A 15651-nucleotide genomic window follows, 5' to 3' on the forward strand; every position below is an offset into this window, starting at 1 on the left:
ATGGGCCGCCATCTTGCCAACATCTACCGCCTCGGCGTGAAAGAGCTCTGGAGCCTCGCGCGCGACCCCATGCTGCTGCTGCTCATCGTCTTCTCGTTCACGGCGATGATCTATTCCTCGGCGACCTCGCGGCCCGAATCGCTGCACATGGCGCCCATCGCCGTGATCGACAACGACGCCTCGCCGCTTTCGCAGCGCATCATCGAAGCGTTCTTCCCGCCGCATTTCCTCGTGCCGAAGCACGTCACGCCCGCCGAAGCCGACGCGGGCATGGACGCAGGCCGCTACACCTTCGTGCTGAGCATTCCGCCCAATCTCCAGCGCGACGTGCTCGCGGGCCGCGCCGCCGAAGTGCAACTGAACGTGGACGCCACGCGCATGACCCAGGCGTTCACGGGCAGCAGCTACATCCAGCAGATGATCAGCGACGAAGTGAGCACCTTCGCGAACCGCTACCGGGCGTCCACGGAGTCGCCGGTCGATCTCGCCGTGCGCATGCGCTTCAACCCGAACCTCACGCAGGCGTGGTTCGGCTCGCTCATGGAGATCATCAACAACGTGACGATGCTCTCCATCATCCTAACGGGCGCGGCGCTCATCCGCGAGCGCGAGCACGGCACCATCGAGCACCTGCTCGTCATGCCCGTCACGCCCACCGAGATCATGCTCGCCAAGGTCTGGTCGATGGGGCTCGTGGTGCTCGTGGCCGCCGCGTTCTCGCTCACCTTCATCGTGCGCGGCGCGCTGCACGTGCCCATCGAAGGCTCGGTCGCGCTCTTTCTCACGGGCGCGGCGCTCCACCTCTTCGCCACCACCGCGATGGGCATCTTCATGGCCACGCTCGCGCGCAGCATGCCGCAATTCGGCATGCTGCTCGTGCTCGTGCTGCTGCCGCTGCAAATGCTCTCGGGCGGCAACACGCCGCGCGAGTCCATGCCCCAGTTCGTGCAGAACGTCATGCTCGCCGCGCCCACCACGCACTTCGTCGAGCTGGGCCAGGCCATTCTCTTTCGCGGCGCGGGCATCGACGTGGTCTGGCGGCCGTTCCTCTGGCTTGCCGTGATCGGCAGCGTGCTGTTCGCCCTCTCGCTCATGCGCTTTCGCAAGACCCTCAGCCAGATGGCCTGACGCGCCGCCACCTTGTGGCAGGCCAGGCGGCATGGCGTTGCGCACGACGCCTTCATGCCACATGAATGAACTCCGGCCCCGTTTGCGGCTATGATCGTGAACTGCGGCGCGCCGGCTCGCCCGGCCTCGCATTCCGTGCAGCACCGCGCAACGCAAACCCGCCGCCCGGCGGATTCCCGGAGTGTGTCGAATGGCAATGGGCTGGCTCGTCGTAATACCGTTCGTCGCCGCGGCGCTCATCGCGTTCGCGGGCCGGCGCGCGCCGGCCGCCGGCACCTGGGTCGCGTTCGCGGCCGCGCTCCTCGGCCTCGGACTGCTGGCAAGCGAACGCGTGGGCATGCCCACCTACGGCGTGCTGCAATGGCAAGCCGACTGGATTCCGCAGCTCGGCCTGTCGTTTTCCCTGCGCCTCGACGGCCTTTCGTTCATGTTCGCGCTGCTCGTGCTCGCGATCGGCCTGCTCGTTTTCATCTACGCGCGCTACTACCTCGCGGGCAGCGAATCGCTGCCGCGCCTCTACGCGCTGCTGCTGCTCTTCATGGGCGCGATGCTGGGCGTCGTGCTGTCGAACAACCTGCTGCTGCTCGTGATCTTCTGGGAGCTCACGAGCATCGTGTCGTTCCTGCTGATCGGCTTCTGGCCTTCGCGCCCGGAGGCGCGGCGCGGCGCGCGCATGGCGCTCACCATCACGGGCGCGGGCGGTCTCGCACTGCTTGCCGCCGTGCTGCTGCTCGGCCGCGTATGCGGCAGCTACGACCTGAACGTCGTGCTCGCGCACGCGGGCGAGGTGCAGCGCAATCCGCTCTACCCCGCCATTCTGCTGCTCATCCTCTTTGCCGCGTGCACGAAGTCGGCGCAGTTCCCGTTTCACTTCTGGCTGCCGCATGCGATGTCGGCGCCCACGCCGGTTTCGGCCTACCTGCATTCGGCGACCATGGTGAAGGCGGGCATCTTCCTCATTGCGCGCTTTTACCCCGTGCTGGAAGGCACCGGCTGGTTCTTCTACGTGACGAGCCTGATCGGCCTCGTCACGCTCACGGGCGGCGCGGCCATGGCGCTCGTGCAGCGCGATCTCAAGGGGCTGCTCGCGTATTCGACCATCAGCCATCTCGGGCTGATCGTGCTGCTGTTCGGCCTCGACACGCAGCTCTCCACCGTCGCCGCGCTCTTTCACACCTTCAATCACGCGGTGTTCAAGGCCTCGCTCTTCATGGCCGCGGGCATCATCGACCATGAAACCGGCACGCGCGACCTGGGCCGCCTGCGCGGGCTGCGCCGCTTCATGCCGCATACCGCCGTGCTCGCGAGCGTGGCCTCGCTCGCCATGGCGGGCGTGCCGCTGCTCAACGGCTTTCTCTCGAAGGAAATGTTCTTCGGCGAAACGCTCGCGCAAGACCTGCTCGGCGACTTCAACTGGATCATTCCCGCGCTCGCCGTGGTGGCCGCCGGGCTTTCGGTGGCGTACTCGCTGCGCTTCGTGTGGGGCGTGTTCTTCGACGGCGAAACGCCGCACGACCTGCCGCACTATCCGCCGCACGAGCCGCCGCGCTTCATGAAGCTGCCCGTCGAGATTCTGGTGGTGATCTGTCTGCTGGTTGGGCTCGTGCCGCAGCAAACCATCGGCGGGATGCTCGAATCGGCGGCGTGGTTCGCGCTCGGCGGCGTCGTGCCCACCTACAGCCTGAGCTTGTGGCACGGCATCAACGTGCCGCTCGTCATGAGCGGTCTGTCGTTCGTGGGCGGCGCGCTGCTGTTCTTCTTCCGCCGCGACGCCTTTCGCCATCATCGTTCGCGGCTCTCCGAAATGAACGCGAGCGAGGGCTTCGACCGCTTCGTCCAGCAACTGGAAAAAGCGGCCGGCGCCGTGGTCAATCTCTTCGAAACGCGCTCACTGCCCTCCTATCTTTCGTGGATGATCGCGGCCATGCTGATCGTGCCGGGCGCGGCGCTCGTCGCACTCACGTCGCTCGACGGCGCGTACCGCTCGGTGCCGCCCGACTCGCTCACGCTGATCGGGCTCGCACTGGTGGCGCTGTTCGCCGTGGGCGTCGTGCTCGTGCGCGCCAACACGCTCTACGCGCTCGTGCTGCTGAGCACCTGCGGCCTTCTCGTCACGCTCGCGTTCGTGCGCTTTTCCGCGCCCGATCTCGCGCTCACGCAAATCTCAGTGGAAGTGGTGACGGTGCTGCTGCTCGTGCTCGCCATTTACTTCCTGCCCGTGGTGCAGCGCGCGGTGCAGCCGGTGCCCACGCGAGCGCGCAACGCCGTGCTCGCGCTCGCGGGCGGCGCGCTGATCGGCAGCGTGGCGTACGCGGTCATGACGCGCGCGCCGGTGGCCGGCGTCGGCGCGTACTTTCTCGCGAACGCGTTGCCGGGCAGCGGCGGCCATAACGTCGTGAACGTGATCCTCGTGGACTTCCGCGGCTTCGACACGATGGTCGAGATCAGCGTGCTGGTGGTCGCGGGGCTCGCAGTGAAGGCGCTGCTGCGCGGCCTGCGCCTGAAGTCGCCCGACACGGGGCCGGGCGGCCTGCCGTGGTCGTCGCAATCGCATCCACTGCTGCTCTCCATTCTCGCGCGCCTCATGCTGCCGCTCACCGTGCTCGTCGCCGTGTTCATCTTCCTGCGCGGCCATAACCTGCCGGGTGGCGGCTTCGTGGCTTCACTCGTGGTGTCGATCGCGCTGCTGCTGCAATACGTGGCGAGCGGCGTGCTGTGGACGGAGTCGCGCATTCGCATCAACTACCGCGCGCTCGCGGGCTTCGGCATTCTCGTTGCGGGCGCAACGGGTCTGGGCGCCATCGTGCTCGGCCAGCCGTTTCTCACGAGCGCGTTCGGCCACCTGCATGTACCGCTGATCGGCGAGATCGAACTGAGCACGGCCATGCTGTTCGACCTCGGCGTGTTCGGCGCCGTGGTGGGCACGACGCTCACGATCGTCTCGCACCTGGGCGTGCGCGACAAGGACATGCAATCCGTGGAGAAAAGCTGATGGAAGCCGCCTTCGCCATTACGCTCGGCGTGCTTTGCGCATGCGGCATCTACCTCATGCTGTGCGCGCGCGTGCTGCCCGTGATCCTCGGCATCACGCTGTTCTCGTACGCCATCAACCTCTTTCTGCTCGGCATGGGACGGCTCTCCACCGGCAAGCCGCCCGTGATCGCGGCGGGCGCGCAATACGCCGACCCGGTGCCGCAGGCGCTCGTGCTCACCGCCATCGTGATCGGCTTTGCGATGACGGCCTTCACAGTCGTGCTCGCGCTGCGCGCGCTCGCGATAGACGGCACCGACCACGTGGACGGCAAAAAGGCGCTCGGCGAATGAATCACGCTCTCATCCTCCCGATCCTGATTCCGCTCTTCGCGGCCGGCGCCATCGTCGCGCTGCCGCTGCGCGCCAAGCGCCTGCAACGCGCGATCAACGTGATCGCCACGCTGGCCCTGCTGCCGATCGCCGTGGCGCTCGCCGAGCATGCGGCGCAGGGTGAAATTGCGAGCTATGCCCTCGGCGCGTGGCCCGCGCCCTTCGGCATCGTGCTGCAACTCGACCGGCTCGGCGCGCTCATGCTCGTGCTCACCGCGCTGCTCGCGTGCTGCTGTCTGCTTGGCACGACCAGCGCGGACGTGCGGCGCGGGCGCTACTATCGCGCGCTCGTGCAGTTCGAGCTGATGGGGTTGAACGGCGCGTTTCTCGCGGGCGATCTCTTCAATCTGTTCGTGTTCTTCGAACTGCTGCTGATCGCCTCATACGCGTTGTTGCTGCATGGCGGCGGGCGGCGACGCGTGCGCAACGGGCTGCATTATCTGCTGCTGAACCTCGTGGGCTCATCGTTCTTTCTGATCGCGATTGGCGTGCTGTACGGCCTCACGGGCACGCTCAACATGGCCGACATGGGCGAGCGGCTCGCGCATCTGGACCCCGCCTCACTGCCGCTCGCGCAATATGCGGGCGCGACGCTCATGCTCGTTTTCGGCCTGAAGGCCGCCGTGTTTCCGATGTCGTTCTGGCTGCCGCAGGCGTATCGCAGCGCCATCGGGCCGGTGGCCGCGCTGTTCGCGATCATGACGAAGGTGGGCATCTACGCGATGCTGCGCTGCGACGCGCTCGTGTTCGGCGGCCCCGGCGGCGTGCTCGACGCGTTCATGCACGACTGGGCGTGGTGGCTCGCCATCGCGACGATCATCTATGGCGCGCTCGGCGCGCTCGCCGTGTCTAGCCTCAAGACCACCACGGGCTTTCTCGTGCTCGTCTCGGTGGGGCTGCTGATCGCGGCCGTGACGTTCCAGACCGTGCTCGCATGGAGCGCGCTGCTCTACTACCTCATCAGCACGACGCTGTGCACGGGCGCCCTGTTCCTGCTCGCCGATACACTGGAGTCCGAAGCAACGGAACCGGTGGCGGTGCCGGCTCTGCCCGAAGCCCGCGAGCCCGCCTCGCTCGAATCGCTCGACGACGCCAGCGCGCCCGCCATCACGCCCGAGGCCGACGGCGAGCCCGTTGCCGTCGCCTCTCTCGCCGCACCGGCAAGCGTCAAGCCGTCGTCGGGGCCGTGGCCCTCGAACACCGCCGGTGTGCTCTATCTCGCCGCCGCCGTGGGCGCGGCAGGCCTGCCGCCGCTTTCGGGCTTTCTCGGCAAGGCGATGGTGCTCGCGGCCGCGCCGCTCTCGCAAGCGGTCGTGCTCTGGCCCGCCGTGTTGATCTCGGGGCTGCTCTCCATCGTCGCGTTGAGCCGCACCGGCACGCGCCTGCTTTGGGCGATTCCCGCCTCGCACGCCTTTGCCCATACGCCGGTCGCCGCGCCGCGCGGCAGCCGCGCGAAACTCGCGGCCTGCGCGTTGCTGCTCGCGAGCGTGGTGGCCGCCACGCTGCTGGCGGGTCCGCTCAAGCAGTATCTCGACGCCACCGCCGCGCAACTGCTCGATCGCGAAGCCTACGTCCACGCGATCGTGCCCGCGCAGGGGAGCTGACATGCTGAAAAGGCTCTTTCCTCACCCCTGGCTCACGGCCGTGCTGCTCGTCTGCTGGGTGCTGCTGATGAACGACATTTCGCCGGGCAATCTGCTGCTCGGCCTCGTGCTCGGCACCGTCATCGCCTTCGCCGTGGGCGAAGGACTGTGGCTTGCGCCCGTGCGTTTCGGCAGGCCCTGGCTGCTCGTGCGGCTCCTCGCGCACGTGCTCTACGACATCGTCGTGGCGAACCTCGAAGTCGCGCTGCTCGTGCTCGGCCCGACCCGGCGCCTGCGGCCCGCCTTCATCGAAGTGCCGCTCGACAGCACGCACGAAATCGCGCTTTCGGCGCTCATCAGCATCGTTTCGCTGAGCCCCGGCACGCTGTGCGCCGAGCTTTCCGACGACCGCACGCGCCTCGCCGTGCACGTGCTCGATCTCGAAGACGAAGCCGCGCTCGTGGCTTTGATCAAGTCCCGTTACGAAGCCCCGCTAATGGAGATCTTCGCATGCTAGCCATCGTCATTCCGGTGTCCTTCGCGATCCTCGGGCTCGCGTTCCTGCTCACGCTCGTGCGCCTCGTGCGCGGGCCGTCGCTGCCCGACCGGCTCGTCGCGCTCGACACGCTCAACATCAACGCCATCGCGCTGATCGTCGTCTACGGCATCATGCTGCGCTCCACCGTGTTCTTCGAAATCGCGTTGCTGATCGCGGTGATGGGGTTCGTCGCCACCGTCGCGCTCACGAAGTATCTGCAACGCGGCGACATCATCGAACTCAACTAGCCGGGCCCCGCCATGCAAACCGTCATCGAAGCGATTGTCTGCGTGCTGCTGCTGCTCGGCAGCGCATTCACGCTGATCGGCGCGATCGGCCTCGCGCGCCTGCCCGACTTCTACATGCGCCTGCACGGCCCGACCAAATCGACCACGCTCGGCGTGGGCGGCGTCGTGCTCGCCTCCGTGGTCTACTTCAGCACGCACAACAATTTCGCGAGCCTGCACGAACTTCTGATTCCGGCGTTCCTGTTCCTCACCGCGCCCATCAGCGCGCATATGCTCACGAAGGCGGGCATTCAGCAGCGCGTGCGGATTTCGCCGGTCACGCGCGGCAGGCCGCCGGAAACCGGCGCTTGCGCGAGCAACGATAGTGCGCAAGGCGCGCACCCGGACGAAAAGCCCGCGCGCGATGCGTAACTAGCCGCCAACCCTGATCGGCAGTACAGATATTCCCTTCTCACGTAAAAGCTGCCATCGAACGGTGTAAAGGTGGCGGCTTTCACGCGCCTCGATTCGCCCCGCTCCCGCATCCCGCCTGGTCTCTCCCGCCCGTTATCCACGCCCACGCCACGCCAATGCCGCGCCGCTCGACACGCGCGGCACACCGATTGCTGAACATGCTCGCCCGAATGGAGCGCCGCGAGGCTGTCACGCCTTGCGAGCGGACACCACTGAAGCAACGGGCGCAATAACAACGTAACAACGCGCGGTCGCGGTGATCGCCGCGCGCCCGAACAGCCAGAACGAAACCGGAGAGGCAAACGATGAAGACAATTCGCACCCTGGTCGCCTTTGCGAGCGCGGCGGCCTTGCTGAGCGCGTGTGGAGGCGGCGGCAACGACGTAGGCAAGGAACTCGGCCTGCAAAACCCCCTGATCCATTTCGTGCATGCCCTGCCGGGCGGCCCCAACGTCGATTTCCTCGTGAACGGCAGTCCGTTGCAGAGCAATATCGGCTACAAGCAGGTGACCAACTTCGCCAACATCAACACCGGCAACACCAACGTGGCCTATGCGAACACCGGCTCGACCACGGCGATTGCGAGCGGCAACTTTCCCGATGTCGCGAAGGGTCACGAGTACACCGTGCTCGCGCTGCCCGCGCTCACGGGAGGCGACATCGGTCTGATCGACGATCCGTTCGACAAGGGCCTGCTCTCGAACGACGCACGCGTGCGCGCCTTCAACGCCACCGTCAATGCGCAGAACCTCGACATCTACATCGTCGCGGCCGGCACCAATATCGCCAACGTATCGCCCACGATGGCCGGCGTGGCGTTCAAGAATGCCGTGCCCGCCAGCGGGCAGGACTCGAATTACCTGAGCGGCGGCACCTATGTGGCGATCGTCACCGTTGCGGGCAGCAAGACGCCGATCTTCCAGTCCGACACTTTCAACCTCGCGAATAACGCGGACTGGCTCATCACGACCGTACCGATAGGCGGCACGCTCTCGCAACTCGCGCCGGGACAGATTCACCTGCTCGTCGCGCAGGGCGGCAACACCTCGCAGCCGGCAGTGGAACTCAGCAACACGCTCACGAACCAGTAACCAGTAACCAGTAATGCGTTGCGTGCGCAACCAGTACGCCGCGTGAACGCGCTTCACGCGGCGGCGCCGCGCCCGGTCTTGCGGGCCTCGCCCAGCACGTAGTCGATGAAAGTGGATGCCGCGCGCGTGTGGTGGCGGTTCGGCATATAAAGCATGTACATGTGCGTGCCGAAGATGCTCAGGCGCCACGCGTCGAGCGACGTGACGGCCGCGCCCTGGCGGATGTCGTCGTGCATCACATAGTCGGGCACGATGCCCACGCCCAGCCCCGCGAGTATCGACTGGCGCAGAAATAGAAAGTTTTCCGAAATAATCGAGGGCTCCAGCAACACCTCGTGGCGTTCTTCGCCCAAATATCCCGCAAGCCGCAGTTGTCGCCCCACCACCGTTGCCGTAATCACAGGCGCGCGCGCGAGGTCTTCCAGCGTTTGCGGCATGCCGTGCTTCCCGGCCCACTCCGTGCACGCGCACGCAATGTACTTCACGGGCCCCATGTCGCGCGCCACGAGATTTTGCGGCGGCTCGTGCATCACGCGCACGGCGATATCCACTTCGTCGCGCAGCAGGTCTTCCACGCGATTTTCGAACATCACGTCGAGCACGATGCCGGGGTACAGGCGCTTGAACTGGATGAGCCAGTCCGACATCACGAGTTGCCCGTAGCCGCTCGGCACCGAAAGCCGCACGCGCCCTTGCAGGCTTTGCCCGAGCGTGGACACCGACTCGCGCGCGGCGAGCAGCGCATTCTGGATCGCCCGGCCGTGCTCGTAGAGCTTCAGGCCGATCTCGGTCGGCTCGACGCGGCGCGTGGTGCGGCGCACGAGTTGCAGGCCAATCGACTTCTCCAGGTGATTGAGGTGATAGCTCACGTTCGCGCGGCTCATCTTGAGCCGGCGCGCCGCCTCGCTCAGGTTGCCCGCGTCGAGGATCTCGACGAGCAGGGTCAGCGCATTGACGTCCATGGCGAGTCCATTGTCAAAAATACTTTGACAGTCTGTCAACGAGCCATGGGATTGTCAATTCCCCCTGACGCGCTGAGAATCGACGCCAACATAGAACACCTGCCGCCTGCCCCGCCAGTCCGGCCCTCATTCTGGAGACAGCATCCTCATGGCATCCGAAAGCGTCAACGCGTCCCCCGTCACCCACGAACTGCGCGGCAAGGTGCTGCTCGTCACGGTCGACAATCCGCCCGTCAACGCGCTGGGCGTCGATGTGCGCCGCGGCCTCGCCGCCGCCATCGAGCACGCCGAGGCGAACGACGCCGTGCAGGCCGTGCTGATCGTCGGCGCGGGGCGCAACTTCATCGCCGGCGCGGACATTCGCGAGTTCGGCAAGCCGCCGCAGCCGCCCGCGCTGCCCGACGTCCTGAACCGCATCGAGGCCTGCCACAAGCCGGTGATCGCCGCCATTCACGGCGCGGCGCTTGGCGGCGGCCTCGAAGTGGCGCTCAGCGCGCACTATCGCCTCGCCGTGGCGGGCGCGAAGCTCGGCCTGCCCGAAGTGCAACTGGGCCTGCTGCCCGGCGCGGGCGGCACGCAGCGCGCGCCGCGCCTGATCGGTGCGGAAGCCGCGCTCTCGCTCATGCTGAGCGGGCGCCATGCGAGCGCGCAGGAAGCGCTCAAGCTCGGCCTCGTCGATCGCGTGGGCGCGAGCGACGACATCCTCGCCGAAGGCCTCGCCTACGCACAGGAACTGCTCGCGAGCCACGCCCATGTGCGCCGCACGCGCGACGCCCAGGCGCTCGCCGACCGCACGCAAGCGCAAGCCGCCATCGACGCCGCGCGCGCCGACACCGGGAAGAAGTCGCGCGGCCTGTTCTCGCCGTTGAAGATCGTCGACTGTGTGCAGGCCGCGCTCGACCTCTCCTTCGAGGAAGGCCTGCGCTTCGAGCGCAAGCAGTTCCTGGAGTGCCTCGAAAGCCCGCAGCGCGCGGGCCTCGTGCACGCGTTCTTCGCCGAGCGCGAAGTGCAGAAAGCCCCTGAAACGAAGAGCGCGAAGCCGCGTGCGATCGAAACCGTGGGCGTGATCGGCGGCGGCACGATGGGCGCGGGCATTGCCGTGGCCGTGCTCGACGCGGGTCTGCCCGTGACGATGATCGAGCGCGACGACGCCTCGCTTGCGCGCGGCCGCGCACATGTGGAAAAGGTCTATGACGGCCTGATCGCCAAGGGCCGCATGAAGCCCGAGGCAAAGGAGCAGATTCTCGCGCGCTTTAGCGGCAGCACCTCGTACGACGCGCTCGCGACCACCGATCTCGTGATCGAAGCCGTGTTCGAGGACATGGCCGTGAAGCAGGCCGTGTTCGCCGAACTCGACCGCGTGTGCAAGCCCGGCGCCGTGCTCGCGACCAACACCTCGTATCTCGACATCGACGCCATTGCGGGCAGCATCAAGCGAGCGCAAGACGTGGTGGGCCTGCACTTCTTCTCGCCCGCCAACATCATGAAGCTGCTCGAAATCGTGGTGCCGAAGGCGGTGAGCGCCGACGTCGTGGTCACGGCGTTCGAGCTGGCGAAGAAGCTGCGCAAGGTGCCCGTGCGCGCGGGCGTGTGCGACGGCTTCATCGGCAACCGCATTCTCGCCGTGTTCCGCACGGCCGCCGATCATCTGATGGAAGACGGCGCCTCGCCGTACCAGATCGACAAAGCCGTGCGCAACTTCGGCTTCCCGATGGGCCCTTACCAGGTGGTCGATCTCGCGGGCGGCGACATCGGCTGGGCCACGCGCAAGCGTCGCGCCGCCACGCGCGACCCGAAAGCGCGCTACGTGCAGATCGCCGACCGCATTTGCGAGCGCGGCTGGTTCGGCCAGAAAACGGGCCGCGGCTTCTACCTCTACCCCGACGGCGCGCGCACCGGCACGCCCGACCCGGAAGTCGAATCGATCATCCGCACCGAGCGCGAGCGCGCCGGTATCGAGCCGCGCAGCTTCAGCGACGAAGCCATCATGCGCCGCTACATGGCCGCGATGGTCAACGAAGGCGCGAACGTCGTGCACGAGAAGATCGCGCTGCGCCCGCTGGACGTGGACGTGACGCTGCTTTACGGCTATGGCTTCCCGCGCTATCGCGGCGGCCCGATGAAGTACGCCGATACGGTGGGCTTGGCCAACGTGCTCGCCGATATTCGCGAGTATGCGAAGGAAGATCCGCTGTTCTGGCGTCCCTCGCCGCTGCTCGTCGAACTCGTCGAGCGTGGTGAGAATTTCGCGAGCCTCAATCAATCGGCCTGAAATGCAATAAGGGTGCAATAAGGAGCAACGACACATGGACCTGAAATTCACCGCCGAAGAAGAGGCATTTCGCAGCGAAGTGCTGGACTTCCTCAAGGAGCGCCTGCCGCAGCGCCTCGCCGACAAGGTGCGCAACGGCAAGCACCTCACGCGCGAGGACATGGCGCAATGGCACGCCATCCTCAACGAAAAGGGCTGGCTTGCGAATCACTGGCCGCGGGAATACGGCGGCCCCGGCTGGAACCCCGTGCAGAAGTTCATCTTCGAGAACGAATGCGCGATTGCAGGCGCGCCGCGCATCGTGCCGTTCGGCGTGAACATGCTCGGCCCCGTGCTCATCAAGTACGGCAGCGAAGCGCAAAAGCGCTACTGGCTGCCGCGCATTCTCGACGGCGCGGACTGGTGGTGCCAGGGCTATTCGGAACCCGGCGCGGGCTCGGACCTCGCTTCGGTGCGCACGACCGCCGTCCTCAAGAAGGACAGCGACGGCGACCACTACGTGGTGAACGGCCAGAAGACGTGGACCACGCTCGGCCACTACGCGAACATGATCTTCTGCCTCGTGCGCACCGCCACCGACGTGCGCAAGCAGGAGGGCATCAGCTTCCTGCTGATCGACATGAATACGCCGGGCATCGAAGTGCGCCCGATCGTCACACTCGACGGTGAACACGAAGTCAACGAAGTGTTCTTCACCGACGTGCACGTGCCGGCCGCGAATCTCGTGGGCGAAGAGAACAAGGGCTGGACCTACGCGAAATATCTGCTCACGTATGAGCGCACGAACATCGCGGGCGTGGGCTTTTCCGTGGCCGCGCTCGCGCGCCTGAAGCGCGCCGCGCAGAAAATCACGCGCAACGGCCAGCCGCTCGCGCAAGACCCGCAGTTCGCCGCGCGTCTAGCGAAGGTCGAAATCGATCTGGAAAACATGAAGACGACCAACCTGCGTGTGATCGCCGCCGTGGCGGGCGGCGGCGTGCCGGGTGCCGAAAGCTCCATGCTGAAGATTCGCGGCACCGAGATCCGCCAGGAGATTTCCTCGCTGCTGCGCCGTGCGATGGGTCCGTATGCGGCGCCATTCGTCGAAGAAGCGCTGGAAGAGGGTTACGCGGGCGAAGCCGTCGGCCCGGACGAAGCCGCCAGCGCCGCCGCGCAGTACTTCAACAACCGCAAGCTGTCGATCTTCGGCGGCTCCAACGAAATCCAGAAGAACATCATCTCCAAGATGATTCTCGGTCTTTGAGAGGCGCGTCATGAATTTCCAGCACACTGAAGACCGCCGCATGCTTGCGGATACGCTGAACCGCTTTATCGCCGAGCAATATGGCTTTGCCGCGCGCGATGCCATCGCGCGCTCCACTGAAGGCTTCAGCGCCGACATGTGGCAACGTTTCGCCGAACTCGGCGTGATCGGCGCGCTGTTCGACGAGGCCGACGGCGGCTTCGGCGGCGCGGGTTTCGATGTGGCCGTCGTGTTCGAAGCGCTCGGGCGCGGCCTCGTGGTCGAGCCGTTTCTCGACACGCTGATCGTGGGCCGCGCGCTCGCGCATGCGGGCAGCGAAGCGCAGCGTGCGCGCATCGCATCGTTGATCGACGGCTCGCTCGTGGCCGCCCTCGCGCACGACGAGCCGGGCTCGCACTACGAAGACGCACGCGTGACGACGCGCGCCGAAAAGCACGGCGACGGCTGGGTGCTGCAAGGCGCGAAGGGCGTCGTGCAACACGGGGAACACGCGGACGCACTGCTCGTTTCGGCTCGCACCGCAGGCAACGAATTCGAGGAAGCCGGCATCTCGCTCTTTCTCGTGCCGCGCGACGCAGCGGGCGTGAGCGTGCGCGGCTACGGCAAGATCGACGGCGGCCGCGCGGCGGAAGTGACGCTCGATAACGTGGCGGTGAATGCCGACGCGCTCGTTGGCGCACAGGGCGGCGGCTTCGCGACGCTGGAACACGCGCGCGGCTACGGCCTCGTGGCGCTCGCGGCCGAAGCGCTGGGCGCGATGGATGTCGCGCGCGACTTCACGCTCGAATACCTGCGCACGCGCAAGCAGTTCGGCACGCCGATCGGCAGCTTCCAGGCGTTGCAGCATCGCATGGCGGACGTACTGCTCGAAATCGAGCAGGCGCGCTCGGCGGTCATCAACGCGGCGGCGGCCGTCGATGCGCCACGCGCGCAGCGCGAGCGCGCGCTTTCGGCCGCCAAGTACACGATTGGGCGCACCGGCGCACGCGTGGCCGAAGAGGCGATCCAGTTGCATGGCGGCATTGGCATGACGTGGGAATTGCCGCTCGCGCACTATGCGAAACGACTCGTGATGATCGATCATCAACTGGGAGATGAGGATCATCATCTCGCACGCTATATTGCGTTGGCGCGCGTAGCGGCCTGAGCCAGTATGAGGAGGCGAAGGCGCACCCTTCCCTCCAAAACGAACCAGGAGACATGCTCATGCAAAGCGACAACCCAAGCCTGCCGCTGTCAGGCGTACGCGTCCTCGATCTTTCACGCGTGCTGGCCGGACCGTGGAGCGCGATGGTGCTCGGCGACCTCGGCGCGGAGGTCATCAAGATCGAGCATCCCGACCGCGGCGACGACACGCGCGACTGGGGCGTGCGCGTCGGCAAGACCGAGACTGCGTACTTCAACAGCGTGAACCGCAACAAGCGCTCGATCACGCTCGATCTGCAAACGCCCGAAGCCCAGCAGATCGTGCGCGATCTGGCGAAAACGAGCGACATCGTCGTTCAGAATTTCAAGTTCGGCGGCGCGGAAAAACTCGGGCTCGGCTATGCCCAGTTGAGCGCGGAAAATCCGCGCCTCATCTATTGCTCGATTTCGGGCTACGACCGCACCGGCCCCGAAGCGAAGCGCCCCGGCTACGATCTCGTGGTGCAGGGCGAAACGGGCCTCATGGCGATGAACGGCGAGGCCGACCAGCCGCCGCTCAAATTCGGCGTGGCGGCCGTCGATCTTTTCACCGGCATGTATTCGGCGCAGGCCATGCTCGCGGCGCTCTACGAGCGCGAGCGCACGGGCCGCGGACGCCACATCGAAATGGCGCTGTTCGACTGCGGCCTCATGATCACCGCGTACTACGGGCTCGAAGCGTTGCTGATCGGCGAAGACCCGCCGCGCTTCGGCAACGCGCATCCGTCGATCGTGCCGTATGGCGTGTTCGATGCGGCCGATGGTCCGATCGTCATCACCGTCGGTAACAACGCGCAGTTCGAGCGCTTTTGCCGCGAAGTGATCGAGCGCCACGACCTCGCCGACGACGCGCGCTACAAGACCAATATCCTGCGCGGGCAGAACCGCGAGACGCTCGTGCCCGAACTCACGCGCGAGCTGGCGAGCCGGCCGCGCAAGCTGCTGCTGGAACGCCTGGCGGGCGCGGGCATTCCGTGCGGCGAGGTGGCGGGGCTGCGCGAAGCGCTGCTCTCGCCGCGCGCCACGCAAGGCGGCCTCGTCACGCAGCAACCGCACCCGCATACCGAAAGCGGCACGACGCCGGTGCTCGCGCCGCCGTGGCGCTTCGACGGTGAGCGCATGCCCGTGCGCCGCGCGCCGCCGCAACTAGGCGAAGGCACGCGGGAAGTCTTGCAGGAAGCGCTCGGCTATTCAGCGCAGAAACTGGCCGAGTTGAAGGACAAAGGCGTTATCTAATTCAATGTGGATGGAGGGATGCAGTGAAGATTCTTGTACCTGTCAAGCGCGTGGTGGATTACAACGTGAAGGTTCGCGTGAAGTCGGACGGCACGGGCGTGGATATCGCCAACGTGAAGTTCTCGATGAATCCGTTCGATGAAATTGCTGTTGAAGAAGCGGTGCGGTTGAAGGAAGCGGGTGTTGCGACCGAGGTGATTGCGGTTTCGTGCGGTCCTTCGCAGGCGCAGGAAACGCTGCGCACGGCGCTCGCGATCGGTGCCGATCGCGCGGTGCTGGTCGAGTCGAATGAAGACCTGCAACCGCTGGCCGTGGCGAAGCTTTTGAAGGCGCTGGTCGACAAGGAACA

General features: G+C 66.3%; 14 protein-coding genes. 13 read left to right on the forward strand and 1 reads right to left on the reverse strand.

Annotated features, from left to right (window positions below):
* From C7402_RS39755 to C7402_RS39790, 8 genes are all read left to right on the forward strand, one after another.
* A complete protein-coding gene (locus C7402_RS39755) occupies window positions 1-1128 on the forward strand; it encodes an ABC transporter permease (RefSeq protein WP_116614437.1) in 1128 nt (375 codons plus the stop codon).
* A gap of 190 nt (window positions 1129-1318) precedes the next feature.
* Window positions 1319-4120 carry a monovalent cation/H+ antiporter subunit A gene (locus C7402_RS39760; RefSeq protein ID WP_116614438.1) on the forward strand — a complete coding sequence of 934 codons (2802 nt, stop codon included), beginning with the start codon at window positions 1319-1321 and terminating at the stop codon, window positions 4118-4120.
* Window positions 4120-4452, forward strand: a complete 333-nt coding sequence (locus tag C7402_RS39765; RefSeq protein ID WP_112171033.1) for a Na+/H+ antiporter subunit C — start codon at window positions 4120-4122, stop codon at window positions 4450-4452. Before C7402_RS39760 ends, C7402_RS39765 begins: the two co-directional genes overlap by 1 nt.
* Complete coding sequence (locus C7402_RS39770) at window positions 4449-6095, forward strand: monovalent cation/H+ antiporter subunit D (RefSeq protein WP_116614439.1); 1647 nt, start codon at window positions 4449-4451, stop codon at window positions 6093-6095. The genes C7402_RS39765 and C7402_RS39770 overlap by 4 nt, the downstream gene beginning before the upstream one ends.
* A 1-nt stretch (window position 6096) precedes the next feature.
* Entirely contained in the window at window positions 6097-6591 is a 495-nt protein-coding gene (locus C7402_RS39775; RefSeq protein WP_112171031.1) for a Na+/H+ antiporter subunit E, read from the forward strand.
* Window positions 6585-6860, forward strand: a complete 276-nt coding sequence (locus C7402_RS39780; RefSeq protein ID WP_112171030.1) for a K+/H+ antiporter subunit F — start codon at window positions 6585-6587, stop codon at window positions 6858-6860. The genes C7402_RS39775 and C7402_RS39780 overlap by 7 nt, the downstream gene beginning before the upstream one ends.
* A 12-nt stretch (window positions 6861-6872) precedes the next feature.
* Window positions 6873-7271: a Na+/H+ antiporter subunit G gene (locus C7402_RS39785; protein WP_112171029.1), complete on the forward strand. Its 399-nt coding sequence runs from the start codon at window positions 6873-6875 to the stop codon at window positions 7269-7271.
* A 347-nt stretch (window positions 7272-7618) separates the two neighbouring features.
* On the forward strand, window positions 7619-8404 hold the full coding sequence (locus C7402_RS39790) for a DUF4397 domain-containing protein (RefSeq protein WP_116614440.1): 786 nt from the start codon (window positions 7619-7621) through the stop codon (window positions 8402-8404).
* 53 nt (window positions 8405-8457) lie between these two features.
* Here C7402_RS39790 and C7402_RS39795 read toward each other — a convergent pair whose 3' ends face one another.
* Window positions 8458-9366, reverse strand: coding sequence for a LysR family transcriptional regulator (locus tag C7402_RS39795; protein ID WP_112171027.1), 909 nt, complete (start codon window positions 9364-9366; stop codon window positions 8458-8460).
* A 148-nt stretch (window positions 9367-9514) separates the two neighbouring features.
* On the opposite strand from C7402_RS39795, the gene C7402_RS39800 reads away from it, so the two are divergent.
* The 5 genes from C7402_RS39800 to C7402_RS39820 form a co-directional block, all read left to right on the forward strand.
* The gene (locus tag C7402_RS39800) at window positions 9515-11638 is read left to right on the forward strand and encodes a 3-hydroxyacyl-CoA dehydrogenase NAD-binding domain-containing protein (protein ID WP_116614441.1); all 2124 of its coding nucleotides are present in this window, start codon (window positions 9515-9517) and stop codon (window positions 11636-11638) included.
* 34 nt (window positions 11639-11672) lie between these two features.
* On the forward strand, window positions 11673-12881 hold the full coding sequence (locus C7402_RS39805; protein WP_116614442.1) for an acyl-CoA dehydrogenase family protein: 1209 nt from the start codon (window positions 11673-11675) through the stop codon (window positions 12879-12881).
* A 10-nt stretch (window positions 12882-12891) separates the two neighbouring features.
* A complete protein-coding gene (locus tag C7402_RS39810) occupies window positions 12892-14028 on the forward strand; it encodes an acyl-CoA dehydrogenase family protein (protein ID WP_116614443.1) in 1137 nt (378 codons plus the stop codon).
* 59 nt (window positions 14029-14087) lie between these two features.
* Window positions 14088-15302 (forward strand): CaiB/BaiF CoA transferase family protein, encoded by a 1215-nt coding sequence (locus C7402_RS39815; RefSeq protein ID WP_112171126.1) that lies wholly within the window; start codon window positions 14088-14090, stop codon window positions 15300-15302.
* 23 nt (window positions 15303-15325) lie between these two features.
* Window positions 15326-15651 (forward strand): electron transfer flavoprotein subunit beta/FixA family protein (locus C7402_RS39820; RefSeq protein ID WP_425273820.1); only part of this gene is annotated, 326 nt, incomplete at its 3' end.

The sequence above is a fragment of the Paraburkholderia unamae genome (genome assembly GCF_003096875.1).
GTDB lineage: Bacteria > Pseudomonadota > Gammaproteobacteria > Burkholderiales > Burkholderiaceae > Paraburkholderia > Paraburkholderia unamae.